The organism is Paucibacter sp. Y2R2-4, assembly GCF_025717535.1.
Classification (GTDB): domain Bacteria; phylum Pseudomonadota; class Gammaproteobacteria; order Burkholderiales; family Burkholderiaceae_C; genus Paucibacter_A.
Genome location: NZ_JAJIRO010000005.1, coordinates 304,219 through 320,429, shown reverse-complemented (window position 1 = coordinate 320,429; position 16,211 = coordinate 304,219). Strand labels below are relative to the sequence as shown.

Sequence of the window (16,211 nt, the reverse complement as noted above, 5' to 3'; positions counted from 1 at the left end):
TGCTTTTATTGATTTTGAAGCACGAGAAGAATCCGGCTCATTCGGTGCCAGCGGGGCACCGCATCGCACACACACACAACAGCAACGGAGACACTTCCATGACCCAGCAAAGCGCCAGCAACCCCATCGGCCTGACCGGCATTGAGTTCACCGAGTTCTGCGGCCCGACGCTGGAGCAGTTGGATGCCTTGTTTTGGAACTTTGGCTTTTCCAAGCTGCGCCGCCACCCCAGCAAGGCCATCAGCTACTACCGCCAAAACGACATTCACTTCCTGCTCAATGGCGAGCGCGAAGGCCACTCGGCCCAGTTCGCCCGCAAGCATGGCCCCTCCATCTGCGCCATGGGCTGGCGGGTGGAGAACGCCCAAGCCGCGCTGGCCGCCGCCGTGGCGCGCGGTGCGGTGGCCGTGGACGAGGCGATGAAAGACCACCCCTACCCGGCCGTCTGGGGCATTGGCGAAAGCATCATTTACTTCATCGAGCCCAGTGCCAGCGGCAGCTCCATCTACGAGCGCGACTTTGTGGCGCTGGACGCCCCGCTGATCCAGCCGGACAAGGGCTTCTTGACGGTGGACCATCTGACCAACAATGTGCCGCCCGGCGAGCAAGACCAATGGGCCGCCTTTTACAAAGGCATCTTCGGCTTCACGGAAGTGCGCTACTTCGACATCCAAGGCGCCAAGACCGGCCTGACCAGCTTTGCGCTGCGCTCCCCAGACGGCAGCTTCTGCATCCCGATCAACCAGCCCAAGGATGACAAGGACCAGATCGCCGAGTACCTGCGCGAATACAAAGGCCCCGGCGTGCAGCATCTGGCTTTCTTGACAAACGACATCCTCGGCTCGCTGGACCAGTTGCAAGGCACCGGCATCGAGACTTTGGAGATCGACGACGACTACTACGCCGAAGTGTTTGACCGTGTCGCCGGCGTGCGTGAAGACAAGCAACGCATCCAAGACCACCAAGTGCTGGTTGATGGCGATGAACAGGGCTATCTGCTGCAGATCTTCACCAAAAACATCATCGGCCCGATCTTTATTGAGATCATCCAGCGCAGCAACAACCTGGGCTTTGGCGAAGGCAATTTCGGTGCCTTGTTTCGCTCGCTGGAAAAAGACCAAGAGCGCCGCGGCGTTCTCTAACTCTTGACCAGAACGGAGCCACCATCATGTTGACCCAAGGCATTCACCACGTCGCCTACCGCTGCCGCGACGTCAAAGAAACCATCCAGTTCTACAAAGACGCGCTGGACATGGACCTCTTGCTGGCCATCTCCGAGGACCATGTGCCCTCGACCAAGGAGCCCAACCCTTATATGCACATCTTTCTCGACGCCGGTCGAGGCAATGTGCTGGCCTTCTTCGAGCTGCCGGACTCGCCGCCGCAAGGGCGGGATGAGAACACCCCCGCCTGGGTGCAACACCTAGCCTTTCAGGTCGAAGACGTAGCCACGCTGGAGCGCACCCGCGCCAAGCTGCTGGGCATGGGCATCGAGGTCGTCGGGCCAACCAACCACGAGATCTTCCAGTCCATTTACTTGCACGACCCGAACGGCCACCGCATCGAGTTAGCAGCCAATACGGTCAAGCCCGGTCAGTTAGAAAAGCTGCGCGAGTTGGCGCCCGCCATGATCGAGGAATGGAGCCAGACCCGCCGCACGGTAAAGCATGCGGCTTGGCTGCATGAGAAAGAGTTCGCCCAAGTGAGCAAATAAGCGCTTGAACTGAAAGAGACGGGACTAGGCTCTCAAAGCGCCGAAGGCCCCATCACTTCCACCAAGCTGACCCGTTCGGAGGAGCAGGCGGCATCAAAATCCGCCTCGATTTGCATCAAGGCATCGGCGTCGCCGGCCGCCACGGTGGCGATGCCCATGGCACGATTGCGCCCGCGCGACTTGGCGGTGTAAAGGGCCATATCGGCCCAGTTGACGGCTTGCTCCCAATGCAGGTCTAGCATGGCCGGCGGCAAGGGGAAATGCGCAAAGCCGATCGACACCGTCACCCGCAGTGGCCCGGTTTCGGTCTGCACCGGCAGATAGGCCACCTCATCCAATATGCGCTGCGCCAATTGCATCAACTGCTCTTGCGACACATCGGGCGCGAAGACCAAGAACTCTTCACCACCCCAACGCACCACCAGGTCCACACTACGCACCGCATGGCTGATGCGCCGCGCCACTTCGCAGATCACCAGGTCGCCAACCCCGTGCCCGTACTCGTCGTTGACATGCTTGAAGTGGTCGATGTCCACCATCAACAAGGCGCCGCTGAACTGGGCCTTGGGCTGCATGGCCATCACCGCCAACAAGTGGCGTCGATTGGCCAGGTCGGTGAGTGGGTCGCGCTCGCTTTGTGCACGCAGCAGCAGCTCATTGGCCTTCAGCCGTTTTTGAGCCGCACGCACCCGTTTGACCATCACCGCCACCAAGACCAAACTCAGGCCCAGCAGCAGCGCCAAAGCAATGCCCACCTGCTGCGCCAGCTTGCGGTTCAGCAGTTGGCTGTCCACCAAGCTGCGTTCGCGCTGCAAGAGCTCCAAATCGCGCTGCTTGCGGTCGCTGTCGTACTTGATTTTGAGCAGCTGCAGCGCCGCTTCGCGGTTGCGTGCCGTCAGATCGGCACTGAGCTTGCGTTCCTCGTGATAGAGCGCAATCGCTTCCTTGGCTTGGCCGGCCTTGGCCCAGGCCTCGCCCAGTTCCTGCAGCTCTTGCGCGCGCAGGCCTTGGTCCGGCTGCTCGCCGCGCAAGACACTGCCGCGCGCCAGCTCGCGCCGCGCTTCATCAAACTGCCCCAGCTGAATCAGGGCCAGGGCAATGTTCAGGCGGGTGCTGCGCTCCACCCGCACATCTTTGAAGCGCAGCAACTCCGCCAAAGCCTGGCGCCCCAGGGCCAGCGCCTTGGCCGGCTGCTGCAGCTGCAGATAAGCGTCGGCCGTGTTCGACAGCAGCTGGGCCGATAAGCGCCCGGCCCCTAAGTCCATAGCCAGACGCAGTCCGTCTTCCAAGGCTTTCAACTGGCCTCGACTGTCACCGCGGGACGCCGCCAGATTGGCTTCAAAGTTTTTCAGCTGGGCCAGGGTCAAGCTGTCGCCTTGCGCCTTCTTGACGGCCAGCGCCAAATTGGCCGTGGCTCGCTCGGCTTGCTGTTGGCGCATTTCCAGCAAGGCCATTTGGCCCAGGCTCAAAGCACTCAACAAGCTGTCACCGCCGGCTTCGGCCAGCTCCAAGCCGCGCTGCGCCGTGGCCAGCGCCACCGGCAGACGCCCTTCCTTGAGCTGGCTGCGGCCCAGCACGCGCAGCGCCGACCAGGCCAAACGGAAGTCACAGCCCTCGATTGAGCGCGGCGGCGGGCTGCCGCTACTGCCACTGCTAGCCGGAGTTGGGCAGGTGGACTCCAAGCCCTGCAGGGCCTGGTGCGCCAGTTCAGCGGCATCGCCGGTTTGGCCGGCACGCTCCATGATCTCCGCATGCAAAAGCTTGACCGCTTCGATGGGCACCGCGGCATCCCGCTCCAGCAACGCGGCGGTCGCCTTTGCCCCGTCCAAATCGCCGGCCAGCACTTGCAAGCGAGCTTCAGCCAAGCGCAACTGCCCTTCTTGACGGGCCGTAATTGCTGCCCGGCGCAACTCCTGCAAGCCCTGCATGGCTTTTTCTGGCTTGTCAAAACCGATGCGCAACAAGCGGCTCAGCTCGGCGTCCAATGCCAGATTCAAAGCCGGCCGCGGCTCGGCGCTTGGGGCTTGAGCGAGTGCCAGCTGCGCGCCCCCGAGCAGACTGATCAAGCTGAGCAGAACAAGCCGTGCGCACAAACGGGGAAAACGGCACCAACGGGACCACGCGGACAAGCTGAAAAAACAGGCCAGCCCCGCCGCCGCTTTGGCCTCATACCTGCCCCATCTCATGCCTTGCCCTCCTCGAAGCGATGCGGCCCATGCAAGGCCTGCAACTTCACTGTGCCCTCATGCCAGGCCGACTCCATGCGGCCGGCCATTGCGGCCAAGCCGGCCTCGTCTTCGACCGCCATGGCCTCGATGCCGAAGGCCCGGTTTCGACCATGCGCTTTGGCCATATACATCACCGTGTCCACCAGATCGATGGCGCGCTCCCAGTTCACCGACAAGGCATGGGGCGCCAGCGGAAAGCTGGCAAAACCGATGGAGGCGCTGACATGAATTTGCTGCGCCCCGTAGCTGACCGGCATCAGCGCGATCTGGTCCAGCAAGCGCTGCGCCAAGGCGGTGGCCGTGGCAACCTGACGGTCATCCACCACGATCAAAAATTCTTCACCGCCCCAGCGCACCACCAAGTCTTCTTCTCGCAGGGTGGCGCCCAGGCGCTGGGCCACCTCGACCAAAACCGCATCGCCGGCGGCGTGCCCATGCACATCATTGATGCGTTTGAAATGGTCGATGTCGATCAGAAACACCGTGCCCTGCAGCTTGCCCTGTTCAGCCAAGCGCTTGATGGCGGTCTGAAAGTGGCGCCGGTTGGCCAGGCCCGTCAAAGGGTCGCGCTCGCCTTGGCGGCGCAAATCGGCATTGCTGCGAGCCAAGGCTTGGTTGCTGACGCGAATGCGTTGATAGGCCAGGGTCAACAAGACGCCGAGCAAGACCACGCAGGCCGCCACCGCCAGCCACAAGCGCAGTTGCAAATCGCGCGCCAGCAGTTGCTCGGCCTTGAGCTTGTTGCTGCGGTCCAGCAAGGTGATCTCCTTGGCCTGGCGTTCATCGTCAAAACGCGCCTGCAATTCCAACACCGCTTTGCGGCTGTCTTCACGCAGCTGCTGGTCGCTGAGCACCCGGTGGCGGTGGTAGGCATCCACCGCATCGGCCCATTCACCGGCACGCTCAAGGTAAACCCCCAGCTCATGCCAATCTTCGGCCACCGCCGCCTTTTGCCCTTGGGCCTCGTCCATGGCAATGGCCTTGATCACCTCACGGCGGCCTTCGTCTACCTGCTTGAGCGCAATCTTGGACAAGCCGATGTTCAACCGCGCCAAGGCCTCGCTGAGCTGATCGCCGGACTCCTGCGCGAGCACCAGCCCCTCTTGAGACAAACGCATCGACTGGTTGTACTTGCCCTGGCGCATCAAATAGTCCGCATGGTTGCCCAGCGCCAAGGCCAGCAAGGTGCCCGAACCGGTCTCACGGGCGTAGTTCAGCGTTTGCTGGCTGGCCGCCTCAGCCTGTTTTGCCTGTCCCAACTCGGCCAACACAATGGCGCGAGCATTGCAGACCCGGTACATCAGCATGGGGTCGGGGTCCAACAAAGCCTTCACCATCGCCTCCTCGCTGGATTTGAGTGCCAATTCCGGCTGCTGAGCGCGCAGATAAACATAGGCCAGTGTCGCCAGACTGTGCGCTTGGCGCCAAGTCCGCTGGCTCTGCTGAGCCAGCTTGAGGCTTTGCAAGCCGGCATCAATCGCCGCTTCCACATTGCCGGAGTCGGCCAGCATCGAGGCCAACAAGCCGTAGCTGCGCAGGCGCAAACGCCAGCTGGTTTGAGACTCAGGCAGGCTGCGCAAGAGTTCCAGGCGTTGAACCGCCAGGTCGTTCTTGCCATCGCGCTGCAAGACCTGCGCCTGCATCAAAGCCACCGCCAAACGGGCAGACATCGCTGAAGCCTCAGCCTGCGACGATGACATGGGCGCAGCGCCGGGCGGCGGTGCCAGAGTGTCTTGCACCTGCAAGCTGGCAATCAAGGCATTGGTTTGCGCCGAGATGCGTAATTCAGCATTGGCATTGCCGCGCAAGGACAGCAACTCGACCCACTCGGCGCTGCCGGGCTTGACTTGGCTCGCCAAGGCCTGCAAGGCCTCATCGCTTTCACGCGGCCGGCTGTGCGCGCTGCGCTCGATCTGCTCCAACTGAGGCCACATAGGGCCATCTTCAGTGGCGCCAGAAGCATCAGGCCTTGGAGTCGTGTCAAAGGAGCTTGCCGCGCTGCTGGATGAGCTTGGCGAAGGCGCCGCGGCTGTTTCGCTATCGGTTTGCGGTTTGCATCCGCTCAGCAACAAGGCCAGCGGCAGCAGTAACAGGTGCAGCGGCAGGAACAAAGCGCTGCGCCACTCGCCAAGCGCAAACCTGGCGTAGGAACTCGCGACAGTGGCCCTCGGCATTCGCTTCATGTCTGCATCAATCTTGGGCAGCGCATCCCGCGACCCAACTCCAAAAACAAACCCCGAACCCCCACCCGACCTGCCATGAACAGCTGCACGGTCGGCGCGCCCTCAAGCGCACCATGACCCAAGACCTCTGAATCATTGCAACACAGTATCGCCGCATATGCAGACGGCCAAGCCCTCTTGATCCTTGAAACTGAGAGGCGCTAAACACCCGATAATCCCCAGTTGAGCGCTGGCGCAATCAGGCTTGACGCTAGGTCCACCTCTACCTCCGCCGGCAGCCTATTTTTCGTTTCATCTTCTCGCAAAGGCCGCGCCTCACTGAGCACGGCCATGACTCTTTCACCCGTGCCGAACAAGGTCTGCCATCCATGAAAAAAACATTCCCACTCAAGATCGAAGGCAAGCACCCGGACCGCCTGCTGGAAGCCACCAAGCACGAAATCCGCAAATACATCAAACGCGAGCAAAACAAGGCCAAGCCCGCAGGCGTGGACTTTTGGGACTTTGACTGTCGCTTTGGCAGCAGCCCGGCCACCGCCGAGGTGATCGAGTTCAGCGCCATCACAGCGCGTATCAATGCCTATGCCGCCGAGAACGCCGACTCTTTCTATTTGGAATTGCTGGCCAAGCCGGGGATCCGCAAACCACGTGCGCCCGGCGATGCAGGCCCCGATGACGGCGGCGCTTCAGAGGCGGACCGCATGAGCGACGCTTAATCCGACCTGTTCAGATCAGCGATCCCGCCCGGTGATCAAGAGGCGCCCCTTCAAGGTACGACCTTTTTAGGCAAGCTTGCTCCCAGCCGTTTGGCTGGGCAGCACATGGGTCATCAAAAGCAAGCTATGGCGGGCCAAGCCAAAAGCCGCCAAGAGTGCCAGCCAAGCGGCAGTCTGCTGTTGAAAAGCAACGGCCAGCATCAACAAGCCACACAGCACCTCAGCCCCGAGAAACAGTTTCCCCGGCCATGTCGCCAGGAAGGCCTTGCGGCGCAGTTGGAAATCAGCCGATGCATTCGAGAGTTCTGTCGGCAAGCCTCGAAGCGCCTGTGACTCCATTGCGCCGGCGAAGGCTCCGAGCAAGCCTCCGCAAACAATTGCTGCGACATTGATTCCTGCGGTCGCAATCGCTAGTGCAAAAAAAGCACTCCAGGCCGCCATGAAGAACACGGTGCCGCGAAGGGTAGGAATGCTGAACATCTGAGGCCTAAGCTTGGGTTTGAATTGCGGTCGCAAGGCCGCCTGGGCGATTTGACTTGATCCACGGGCGACTCCGCTGGGGAACCGCGTTAACGTCTTTCGGCAAAGCGAGCTTTGCTACAGAGCTTTCAAAGGACGGCGCAAGAGTAGCAGCCCATCGCGCTCATTGCCTGAGTACTTTTCCCATCGTCTTGCCCTTGGCAAGCTCATCGATGAGCTTGTCCAAGATGCGGATCTTCTTCATCAAGGGGTCCGCCAGCTCCTCAACCCTGACTCCACAAACCACCCCAGTGACGAGCGAACTGCTCGAATTCAACTGCGGCGCGTGATTGAAGAATTGCTCAAAGTCGACTTGCAACGCGATTTGCCGCTCCAAATCCACAAGCTCGTAGCCTGTGAGCCAGCAGATGACGCGATCGACTTCTTCCTTGCTGCGCCCCTTGCGCATCGCCTTCTGCAGATACAAGGGGTAAACCTTCGAAAACGGGGTCGCAAAGATTGGATGACTAGCCACAAGCTTGATTCCTGTTGTTGGTATCGAGGGCTATCGGCCACATTCGCCACGCGCGCGCCGATAGTGCATCGCCACAGCGCCGTTGCGAAGCGGTGTCGCTGACAGCAAGTCAAGACGCCGGGTATTGGGCAGCCCACGTTCATACAAGTTCGGGCCATGACCGGCAATCCTGGGGTGAATGAGAAACTTGTATTCGTCGATCAGATCCAAGCGGTCCAACTCGTTCGCAAGCATGCCGCTTCCGAGGAGTACGCCAGCGGGAGTGGACTCCTTGAGCTTGAGCACACTCGTGCGCAGGTCTCCGGCGAGATGGTGGCTGTTGGCCCATGGGAAAACCGTTCGCGTCGAAGACACCACGAACTTCGGCTTCGCTTCCAACTTGACGGCCCACTCGCGCATCGCCGATGGCGCCTGGGCATCGCCACACGCGACCGCCGGCCAATAGTTCTCCATCATTTCGTAGCTAAGCCGGCCCCACAGCATGGCCCCGGCATCGTCCATGAGTCGGGTAAAGAAGGCATGCGTCTCGTCGTCGGCAATTCCCTCCTGGTGGTCGACGCAAGCATCGAGGGTGAGATTGAGGCTGAAGGTCAAGAGACCCATGGCGATGATTCTCCGAGTTAGGCCTGGCGCCAGTCACTTGCCTGCGCCCATCGCTCGGCTGCAAGGTAGATGATGTCTGCCACCGGGTCTTTGACATCAGGATAAGCGTCCGCATCGGCAAGCGCCAAAGCGAGCCGCTTCTTCAGTTCGCAATAGGCCGCAGCGACCCGCTCATCGGCTCGAAGAAAGTCTCGGACCAGCAGTGCGTACCGTTGGTTTGGTTTACCCAACTGCCTCACATGAATATTGCACCGACGCTCTCCAGAGCGCTGCATAAAGAAGAACTTGGTCCAATCTTGATCTCTGGCCTCGAAGCCGGGTGGCAGATGGTCGCGCCGAGTGATCTCTGTATGGACCGTGAATCCTGCAGCAAGAAACTGCCTCGAGATTTCGTCGTTCAGTGGGTCTACCGTCACTTGAACATCAATGATGTCCTTGGCCGCAAGCCCTGGCACGGCGGTGGAGCCGATGTGGTCGATACGAAGCGCTTGGCTTCCGAGTGCTTCTCTCAGCCGAGCAGCAATGCCTTCAAACTCAGCGCACCAACTGGTCTGGTATTCGACGATTGCCACGGTTCTGGGAGGCATGCTTGATAGGAGCTAAGGTTTGAGATCAGCGGCACTCAACAATGCTGCTGATCGAGCAGCAATGCGTCACAGCGTAGAAGAGGCGGCCTTAGCCGCCCAAGCCTTCAGCTCAGAATGCCGCAATCCCCGTCATCGCGCGGCCCAAGATCAGGGCGTGGATGTCGTGCGTGCCCTCATAGGTGTTGACCACCTCCAGGTTGACCAAATGGCGGGCCACGCCGTATTCGTCCGAGATGCCGTTGCCGCCCAGCATGTCGCGGGCCATGCGAGCAATTTCCAGGCTCTTGCCGCAGCTGTTGCGCTTCATGATGGAGGTGATTTCCACGGCGGCTGTGCCCTCGTCCTTCATGCGACCCAGGCGCAAGCAGCCTTGCAGGCCCAAGGTGATCTCGGTCTGCATATCGGCCAGCTTCTTTTGCACCAACTGGTTGGCAGCCAAGGGCTTGCCGAACTGCTTGCGGTCCAGGGTGTACTGGCGCGCGGTGTGCCAGCAATCTTCGGCCGCGCCCAAGGCGCCCCAAGCAATGCCGTAGCGCGCACTGTTCAGGCAGGTGAACGGGCCCTTGAGACCGCGCACCTCGGGGAAGGCGTTTTCCTCCGGGCAGAAGACTTCATCCATGACGATCTCGCCGGTGATGGACGCACGCAGGCCCACCTTGCCATGGATGGCCGGGGCCGACAGGCCCTTCCAGCCCTTTTCCAGCACAAAGCCGCGGATCTGCCCGCCGTCGTCCTTGGCCCAGACCACAAACACATCGGCCACCGGGGAGTTGGTGATCCACATCTTGGCGCCGCTCAGGCTGTAGCCGCCGTCTACCTTTTTGGCGCGGGTGATCATGCTGCCGGGGTCTGAACCGTGGTTGGGTTCGGTCAGGCCGAAGCAGCCGATCCATTCGCCGCTGGCCAGCTTGGGCAAATACTTGCGCTTGGTGGCCTCGTTGCCGAATTCATTGATGGGCACCATCACCAGCGAGCTTTGCACGCTCATCATCGAGCGATAGCCCGAGTCGATGCGCTCCACCTCGCGGGCGATCAAGCCATAAGCCACATAGCTCAGGCCCGGGCCGCCGTACTCCGGCGCAATGGTGGGGCCGAGCAGGCCGATGGCGCCCATCTCGCGGAAGATTTCAAGGTCGGTGCGCTCATGCCTGAAGGCCTCGCGCACCCGTGGCGCCAAGCGCTCCTGGCAATAGGCCTGGGCGGCGTCGCGAATCATGCGCTCGTCTTCGCTGAGTTGCTCGTTCAGCAGCAGCGGGTCGTCCCAGTGGAATTTGGCTTTGCTCATGGTGGTGTCTCGATTACTTCTCTTGCAACTAAAAAATCATGAGGATGCCAAGCCTCATCGATGAATGAATGGATGAAAGGATGAATGAGTCAATCAATGCGGCACAACAGCCGTCACTTCAATCTCAACTTTGGCTCTATCTTCCATCAAACCGGCCACCACCACCGCCGCCATGGCGACACCGTACTCGGCGCCCATCACCTCGCGGTAGACCTGGCCGACCTCGCGGCCCCGCGCTTGGTACTCCTGCTTGTCCAGCAAATACCAGGTCATGCGGGTCATATGGGCGGGCGTGGCGCCGGCTTCGGCCAGAACCGCGCGAACGTTCAGCAAGGTCTGCCGCACTTGGTCGATGAAGTCATCGCTCTCGAACTGGCACTGCCCGTTCCAGCCGATTTGGCCGGCCACAAACACCAGTCGGCCCTGCGCGGCCACGCCGTTGGCATAGCCCTTGGGCTTGGCCCAGTCGGCCGGTTGCAACACTTGTTTGAGGCTGGGGCTCGTCATGCGGATACTCCTTGGGCTCGCTCCAGGGCGGCGCGTAAATCGGGCGGAAAAGGCTGGGCTTTGTGGCTGTCCAGGTTGGTGCAAACCAAGATCTGCTCGAAGGCCACGCGGCCGTCATCGAATGCTGCGCTGTGCGCCGGTCCGTCGAAATGAATTGTCAGCGTCAGAGAAGTTCGCCCCAGCTTTCGGATCGCCACGCGCTGGCTCAGGCGCTCGCCCATGCGGCTGACGCGTTTGAACTCGCTGCTCAAGTGCACCGTCGGCATGCCGACACGGCGTGGCCCGAGCAGCTGCGCATAGTCCACGCCCAGGCTGTGGGTGAACCAGTCCTCCACCACGGCATTGAGCATCTCAAAGTAGCGCGGGTAGAACACGATGCCGGCTGGGTCGCAATGGCCGAAGCGCACCAACTCCTCGCGCTGATAGACCCACTGGGGCATGTTCACGGCTTCAGCGCTCATGCCGGGCTCCGCAAGCGAAAGCGCTGCAGCTTGCCGGTCTCGGTGCGCGGCAGACTGAAGCGGAATTCAATGGCGCGCGGGTATTTGTAAGGCGCAATCGTCGCCTTGACGAAGTCTTGCAGCTCTCGCTGCAGCTCAGGCCCGGCCGCAAAGCCCGCGCGCAAAACCACCACCGCCTTGACGATCTGGCCACGCTCCTCATCGGGCTGGCCGATCACGCCGCACTCCGCCACCGCCGGGTGGAGCAGCAGCGCCGCCTCGACCTCGGGCCCGGCGATGTTGTAGCCGCCGGAGATGATCATGTCGTCAGTGCGGGCCTGGTAGACAAAATAGCCTTGCTCATCGACCAGATAGGCGTCGCCGGTCAGGTTCCAGCCGTTCAGCACATAGTTGCGCTGACGCTCATCGGCCAGATAGCGGCAGCCGGTCGGCCCTTTGACGGCCAACCGACCCACCTGGCCCGCAGGCAAGACCTGACCCTGCTCGTCCAGCACACAAGCGCGGTAGCCGCGCACCGGCACGCCGGTGGCGCCCGGCTTGGCATGGGCCTCATCGTGCGAGATGAAGATGTGCAAAAGCTCGGTGGCGCCAATGCCGTCGATCAACTCGATGCCGGTGGCTTCTTTCCAGAGCTGGCGGGTGGCGGCCGGCAAAGCCTCACCGGCGCTGACGCATTTGCGCAAGCTGCTCAAATCATGCGCCCCCACCTGCGGCGCCATGGCCCGGTAGGAGGTGGGAGCGGTGAACATCACGCTGGCGCGATAGTGTGCAATTGCTGGCAACAAAGCCTCGGGCGAGGCCTTCTCCAACAAGACGGTGGAGGCGCCCACAGTCATCGGGAACAGCAGCAAGCCGCCCAAACCAAAAGTGAAGGCCAGCGGCGGGCTGCCAATGAAGACATCGTCGGGCTGCGCGCGCAGCATCTGCGGCGGCCAGCAGCGGCAGATGGCCATCACATCGCGGTGAAAGTGCATGGTGCCCTTGGGCGCACCGGTGGTGCCGGAGGTGAAGGCGATCAGGCAGCAGTCATCGGCGGCGGTGTCGGCATTGACGAAGACCTCGCTGTGACGCGCCGCACGCGCCTCCAAGCCGTCTTCGGCCTCGGAGTGAAAGTAGCTAAGGCTGCGCAGCTGCGGGCATTGCGCCTGCGCCAGCTGCAGCTCTTCCGCCAAACGCTGATCACACAGCGCATGGCTGATCTGCGCTTTGGCTATGACTTGTTGCAGTTCCTTGGCGCGCAAGAGCGGCATGGTGGCCACCGCCACCGCCCCGACTTTTTGCACCGCAAACCAGCAGGCGGCCATCTCCGCCGTGTTGGCGCCGCGCAGCAAGACGCGGTTGCCGCTGACCAGGCCCAGGTCCTGCACCAGCACATGGGCGATGCGATTGGCCTGGCGCTGCAGCTCGGCATAAGTCCAACGCAAACCATCTGCGCCTTGTAGGCAAAGGCGCTCGCCCTGCCCTTGCTCGACCCAGCGGTCCAGCAGCTCGGTAGCGCAGTTGAGCCGCTCGGGGAACTGCAGCTCCGGCAACTCAAAGATCAGCTCGGGCCACAGCTCGGGCGCGGGCAGATGGTCGCGGGTGAAAGTGTCGACATGAGCGGAGGCAATCATTTCAACAAATCCCTTCCGATGATCAGTTGCTGCACCTCGCTCGCACCTTCGTAGATGCGCAAGGCGCGGATCTCGCGGTAGAGCGACTCCACCACCTCGCCGCTTTGCACGCCACGGCCGCCGAAAAGCTGCACCGCCGAGTCAATCACCCGCTGCGCGCCCTCGGTCGCCATCAGCTTGGCCATGGCGGCCTCGCGGGTCACGTTCTGGCCTTGGTCGCGCTGCCAGGCAGCGCGGTAGACCAGCAAGGCCGATGAATCCACGCTGCAGGCCATATCGGCCAGCTTGGCTTGGGTCAGCGGCAGCTCGGCCAAGGTGCCGCCAAACATGGCCCGGCTTTTGGCCTGCTGCAAGCCTTCTTGCAGCGCACGGCGCGCAAAACCCAGCGCGGCTGCCGCCACCGAGGTGCGGAAGATGTCCAGCGTACGCATCGCCAGCTTGAAGCCCTCTCCGGGCACGCCAATCATCTGGCTCTTGGGCACACGGCAGCTATTGAAGCGCAGCCGGGCCAGTGGATGCGGGGCGATGACATGAATACGCTCAGCAATTTCAAAGCCGGGCAGATCCGCGTCCACGATGAAGGCCGAAATGCCGCGTGAACCCGGAGCCTCGCCTGTGCGCGCAAAGACGATGTAGAAGTCGGCAATGCCGCCGTTGGAGATCCAGGTCTTTACGCCGTTCAAGACATAGCTGTCGCCGTCTTGCACCGCGCTGCACTGCATGGCCGCCACATCCGAGCCGGCCTGGGGCTCAGACAGGGCAAATGCCGCCAGAGCCTCGCCGCGCGCCACCCGGGGCAGATAACGCTGACGTTGGGCGTCAGTGCCGGCCAAAGAGATGGCGCCGGAGCCCAGGCCTTGCATGGCAAAGGCAAAGTCCGCCAGCCCGTTGTAGCGCGCCAGTGTTTCACGCAGGAGGCAAATGGCGCGGGTGTCTATCACCTCGGCCGTGCCGCCCAAGGCCGTGCCAGCAATCGCATGCTTCAGCCAGCCGCCCTGCCCCAAGGCCTTGACCAGGGACTTGCAGTCCGCATCCACATCGGCGCCATGGCCACTGTGCAGATACTCGCTGCACCAGCCCTCCAGCTGCAGCGCCAGCTCACGGTGGCGGTCTTCGAAGAACGGCCATTCCAAATGCTTCAGCGGGTTCATGTTCAATCTCCCTTGAACTCGGGGCGCTGCTTGGCCACAAAGGCCTGGTAGGACCGGTGAAAGTCCTGCGTCATCATGCAAATGGCCTGCGCCTGGGCCTCGGCCTCGATGGCCTCGTCCACGCCCATGGCCCATTCCTGATGCAGCATCTTCTTGGTCATCGCATGAGCGAAGCTGGGGCCGCTGGCGATTTGCTGCGCCCAGGTCACCGCCTCGCTGAGCAGCGCCTCGGGTTCGGCCAAGCGGTTGAAGAAGCCCCAGCTCAGGCCCTCCTCGCCACCCAGGCTGCGGCCGCTGTAGAGCAGATCCGAAGCTCGGCCTTGACCGATGATGCGCGGCAAGATGGAGCAAGCGCCCATATCGCAACCGGCCAGGCCGACGCGGGTGAACAAAAACGCCGTCTTGGAGCGCGCCGTGCCCACACGCAAATCAGAGGCCATGGCCATGATGGCGCCCGCCCCGGCGCATACGCCGTCTACCGCCGCAATCAAAGGCTGCGGGCAGGCCCGCATCGCCTTGACCAGATCGCCCGTCATGCGGGTGAAGGCCAAGAGATCGGGCATGGACATCTGCGTCAGCGGCCCGATGATTTCATGCACATCGCCGCCCGAGCAGAAATTGCCGCCGGCGCCCTGCAGCACGATGGCGCGTACCTCGTCCACATAGCTCAGGCGCCGGAACAGATCGCGAAGCTCGGCATAGGATTCAAAGGTCAAGGGGTTCTTGCGCTCCGGGCGGTTCAGCGTGATGACGCCGACCTGCCCGTCCACCTGCCAGCCAAAATGCTGCGGGGCGAAGCCTTGCAGGCTCTGCCGGTTGCCCTCCAGCAGATGGGGGCTGATGCCTTGGGGATTCATCACAGAGGCTCCTTTTTCAATGCGCGGGCCGCGCGAAGCGGCCTGACCGTTTTTTTGTTGACCGGCGGATCGGATTCCAGTCCGCTCAAATGAGTTTTCAAGCCGGCGAGCAGACCGTAGACCTGGGTCTTCTCGTCCGGGCTCCAGCCCTCCAGCAGCTCGATCACCCATTGCTCATGGGTGGCTGCCATGCGCTTGAACAGGCGCTTGCCGGCCGCGGTGAGCTTGACGGTGTAAGAACGCCGGTCGCTGGGATGGGCTTCGCGCAGCACCAGGCCTTCGGCCTCCAACTGATCGGTGATGCCGGTGATATTGCCGCCGGTCACCATCAAGCGTTTGGACAGCTCGCGCATGCTCAAACCCTGCGGCGCGCGCTCCAACTGGGCCAGCAAATCAAAGCGCGGCAAGGTGGTGGCGAAGTCCTGGCTCAAGCGCTTGCGAATCACGCCTTCCACCCGGTTGGTGCAGGCCAGCAAGCGCAGCCACAGGCGCAAGGCCTGATGATCCTCCGCCAGGGCGCGGGACTCCAGGTCCAGGCCCATCAGCCGAGCTCCCCGCCGCAGACCGAGATCGCCTGTCCATTCATGGCCGCGCTGTCGGGCCGCGCCAACCAGAGCACGGCGTCGGCCACTTCCTGGGGCTGCACCAAGCGCCCCTGCGGGTTGCTGGCGGCCAACTCGGCGCGGGCCTGCTCGGCGCTGCGGCCGGTCTTGGCCATGATGTTGGCAATCGCACGGTCCACAATCTCGGTCTCGGTGTAGCCGGGGCAAACGGCATTGGCCGTGATGCCCTTCTTGGCCACCTCTTGGGCCAACGCCCGGGTCATGCCCACCACCCCATGCTTGGCCGCGCAATAAGCGGCCACATAGGCATAACCGGTCAGGCCCGCGGTACTGGCCACATTGATGATGCGGCCAAAGCCGCGCTCGCTCATGCCGGCCAGCACCTCGCGGGAGCACAAAAAGGTACCGGTCAGATTGACGTTCAACATGCGCTGCCACAGGTCCAGCGAGGTTTTGGCGAGCGGCGCCGTCTCGGCCTGGCCGGCGTTGTTGACCAGGATGTCCACCTTTGCCTGCGCCGCAAACGCGGCCTTCACGCTGGCCTCGTCGCTCACATCCAATTCACAACAATCGATCACACCGAGCGGCATCAAAGCCGCCACCTGGCCCTGCAAGCGGTCCAGATTGCGACCCATCACCGTCACCGAAGCACCGGCCTCCAAGAGCGCGCTGGCCACCGCAGCGCCAATGCCGCTGCCGCCACCGGTCACCACCGCATGCAGGCCTTGCAGATTCAGAGATTTCACAGC

At 62.3% G+C, this 16,211-nt stretch carries 17 protein-coding genes; 3 read left to right on the top strand and 14 right to left on the bottom strand.

All coding sequences use genetic code 11. The annotated features are described in order from the left end of the window. Positions 1-98: 98 nt before the first annotated feature. Together hppD and LNV06_RS19915 are read left to right on the top strand one after the other, a co-directional pair. The gene (gene hppD, locus LNV06_RS19920; protein ID WP_263540034.1) at positions 99-1,142 is read left to right on the top strand and encodes a 4-hydroxyphenylpyruvate dioxygenase; all 1,044 of its coding nucleotides are present in this window, start codon (positions 99-101) and stop codon (positions 1,140-1,142) included. Positions 1,143-1,168: 26 nt separating this feature from the next. After that, a complete protein-coding gene (locus tag LNV06_RS19915) occupies positions 1,169-1,714 on the top strand; it encodes a VOC family protein (protein WP_263540033.1) in 546 nt (181 codons plus the stop codon). A 32-nt stretch (positions 1,715-1,746) separates the two neighbouring features. On the opposite strand, the gene LNV06_RS19910 is transcribed toward LNV06_RS19915, so the two are convergent. Continuing rightward, positions 1,747-3,780 (bottom strand): GGDEF domain-containing protein, encoded by a 2,034-nt coding sequence (locus LNV06_RS19910; RefSeq protein ID WP_263540032.1) that lies wholly within the window; start codon positions 3,778-3,780, stop codon positions 1,747-1,749. A 116-nt stretch (positions 3,781-3,896) separates the two neighbouring features. After that, the gene (locus LNV06_RS19905) at positions 3,897-5,876 is read right to left on the bottom strand and encodes a GGDEF domain-containing protein (RefSeq protein WP_263540031.1); all 1,980 of its coding nucleotides are present in this window, start codon (positions 5,874-5,876) and stop codon (positions 3,897-3,899) included. 617 nt (positions 5,877-6,493) lie between these two features. Here LNV06_RS19905 and LNV06_RS19900 point away from each other — a divergent pair. Further along, positions 6,494-6,841, top strand: coding sequence for a DUF6172 family protein (locus tag LNV06_RS19900; protein ID WP_263540030.1), 348 nt, complete (start codon positions 6,494-6,496; stop codon positions 6,839-6,841). 66 nt (positions 6,842-6,907) lie between these two features. Here the strand turns inward: LNV06_RS19900 and LNV06_RS19895 are convergent, their stop codons facing one another. The 12 genes from LNV06_RS19895 to LNV06_RS19840 form a co-directional block, all read right to left on the bottom strand. Further along, positions 6,908-7,321: a hypothetical protein gene (locus LNV06_RS19895; RefSeq protein WP_263540029.1), complete on the bottom strand. Its 414-nt coding sequence runs from the start codon at positions 7,319-7,321 to the stop codon at positions 6,908-6,910. A 163-nt stretch (positions 7,322-7,484) separates the two neighbouring features. Further along, the gene (locus LNV06_RS19890; protein WP_263540028.1) at positions 7,485-7,835 is read right to left on the bottom strand and encodes a DUF2200 domain-containing protein; all 351 of its coding nucleotides are present in this window, start codon (positions 7,833-7,835) and stop codon (positions 7,485-7,487) included. A gap of 30 nt (positions 7,836-7,865) precedes the next feature. Beyond that, positions 7,866-8,438 (bottom strand): dihydrofolate reductase family protein, encoded by a 573-nt coding sequence (locus tag LNV06_RS19885; RefSeq protein WP_263540027.1) that lies wholly within the window; start codon positions 8,436-8,438, stop codon positions 7,866-7,868. A 17-nt stretch (positions 8,439-8,455) separates the two neighbouring features. Next, positions 8,456-9,010, bottom strand: coding sequence for a GrpB family protein (locus tag LNV06_RS19880; RefSeq protein WP_263540026.1), 555 nt, complete (start codon positions 9,008-9,010; stop codon positions 8,456-8,458). Between the two features lie 124 nt (positions 9,011-9,134). After that, a complete protein-coding gene (locus LNV06_RS19875) occupies positions 9,135-10,310 on the bottom strand; it encodes an acyl-CoA dehydrogenase (RefSeq protein ID WP_263540025.1) in 1,176 nt (391 codons plus the stop codon). 93 nt (positions 10,311-10,403) lie between these two features. Beyond that, on the bottom strand, positions 10,404-10,817 hold the full coding sequence (locus LNV06_RS19870; RefSeq protein WP_263540024.1) for a RidA family protein: 414 nt from the start codon (positions 10,815-10,817) through the stop codon (positions 10,404-10,406). Next, positions 10,814-11,278 carry an acyl-CoA thioesterase gene (locus tag LNV06_RS19865; protein ID WP_263540023.1) on the bottom strand — a complete coding sequence of 155 codons (465 nt, stop codon included), beginning with the start codon at positions 11,276-11,278 and terminating at the stop codon, positions 10,814-10,816. The genes LNV06_RS19870 and LNV06_RS19865 overlap by 4 nt, the downstream gene beginning before the upstream one ends. Beyond that, positions 11,275-12,891, bottom strand: a complete 1,617-nt coding sequence (locus tag LNV06_RS19860) for an AMP-binding protein (protein WP_263540022.1) — start codon at positions 12,889-12,891, stop codon at positions 11,275-11,277. Before LNV06_RS19860 ends, LNV06_RS19865 begins: the two co-directional genes overlap by 4 nt. Next, positions 12,888-14,042: an acyl-CoA dehydrogenase family protein gene (locus tag LNV06_RS19855; RefSeq protein WP_263540021.1), complete on the bottom strand. Its 1,155-nt coding sequence runs from the start codon at positions 14,040-14,042 to the stop codon at positions 12,888-12,890. Before LNV06_RS19855 ends, LNV06_RS19860 begins: the two co-directional genes overlap by 4 nt. 2 nt (positions 14,043-14,044) lie before the next feature. Next, a complete protein-coding gene (locus LNV06_RS19850; RefSeq protein WP_263540020.1) occupies positions 14,045-14,899 on the bottom strand; it encodes an enoyl-CoA hydratase family protein in 855 nt (284 codons plus the stop codon). Then, positions 14,899-15,441 (bottom strand): MarR family winged helix-turn-helix transcriptional regulator, encoded by a 543-nt coding sequence (locus LNV06_RS19845; RefSeq protein ID WP_263540019.1) that lies wholly within the window; start codon positions 15,439-15,441, stop codon positions 14,899-14,901. The genes LNV06_RS19850 and LNV06_RS19845 overlap by 1 nt, the downstream gene beginning before the upstream one ends. Next, a complete protein-coding gene (locus tag LNV06_RS19840; RefSeq protein WP_263540018.1) occupies positions 15,441-16,208 on the bottom strand; it encodes an SDR family NAD(P)-dependent oxidoreductase in 768 nt (255 codons plus the stop codon). The genes LNV06_RS19845 and LNV06_RS19840 overlap by 1 nt, the downstream gene beginning before the upstream one ends. Positions 16,209-16,211: the final 3 nt, after the last annotated feature.

Coding starts and splice junctions, on each gene's coding strand:
- LNV06_RS19905 (WP_263540031.1), bottom strand. CDS start 5,876: ATGTGGCCTCAGTTGGAGCAGATCGAGCGCAGCGCGCACAGCCGGCCG.
- LNV06_RS19845 (WP_263540019.1), bottom strand. CDS start 15,441: ATGGGCCTGGACCTGGAGTCCCGCGCCCTGGCGGAGGATCATCAGGCC.
- LNV06_RS19855 (WP_263540021.1), bottom strand. CDS start 14,042: ATGAACCCGCTGAAGCATTTGGAATGGCCGTTCTTCGAAGACCGCCAC.
- LNV06_RS19900 (WP_263540030.1), top strand. CDS start 6,494: ATGAAAAAAACATTCCCACTCAAGATCGAAGGCAAGCACCCGGACCGC.
- LNV06_RS19850 (WP_263540020.1), bottom strand. CDS start 14,899: ATGAATCCCCAAGGCATCAGCCCCCATCTGCTGGAGGGCAACCGGCAG.
- LNV06_RS19865 (WP_263540023.1), bottom strand. CDS start 11,278: ATGAGCGCTGAAGCCGTGAACATGCCCCAGTGGGTCTATCAGCGCGAG.
- LNV06_RS19895 (WP_263540029.1), bottom strand. CDS start 7,321: ATGTTCAGCATTCCTACCCTTCGCGGCACCGTGTTCTTCATGGCGGCC.
- LNV06_RS19915 (WP_263540033.1), top strand. CDS start 1,169: ATGTTGACCCAAGGCATTCACCACGTCGCCTACCGCTGCCGCGACGTC.
- LNV06_RS19885 (WP_263540027.1), bottom strand. CDS start 8,438: ATGGGTCTCTTGACCTTCAGCCTCAATCTCACCCTCGATGCTTGCGTC.
- LNV06_RS19875 (WP_263540025.1), bottom strand. CDS start 10,310: ATGAGCAAAGCCAAATTCCACTGGGACGACCCGCTGCTGCTGAACGAG.
- hppD (WP_263540034.1), top strand. CDS start 99: ATGACCCAGCAAAGCGCCAGCAACCCCATCGGCCTGACCGGCATTGAG.
- LNV06_RS19870 (WP_263540024.1), bottom strand. CDS start 10,817: ATGACGAGCCCCAGCCTCAAACAAGTGTTGCAACCGGCCGACTGGGCC.
- LNV06_RS19860 (WP_263540022.1), bottom strand. CDS start 12,891: ATGATTGCCTCCGCTCATGTCGACACTTTCACCCGCGACCATCTGCCC.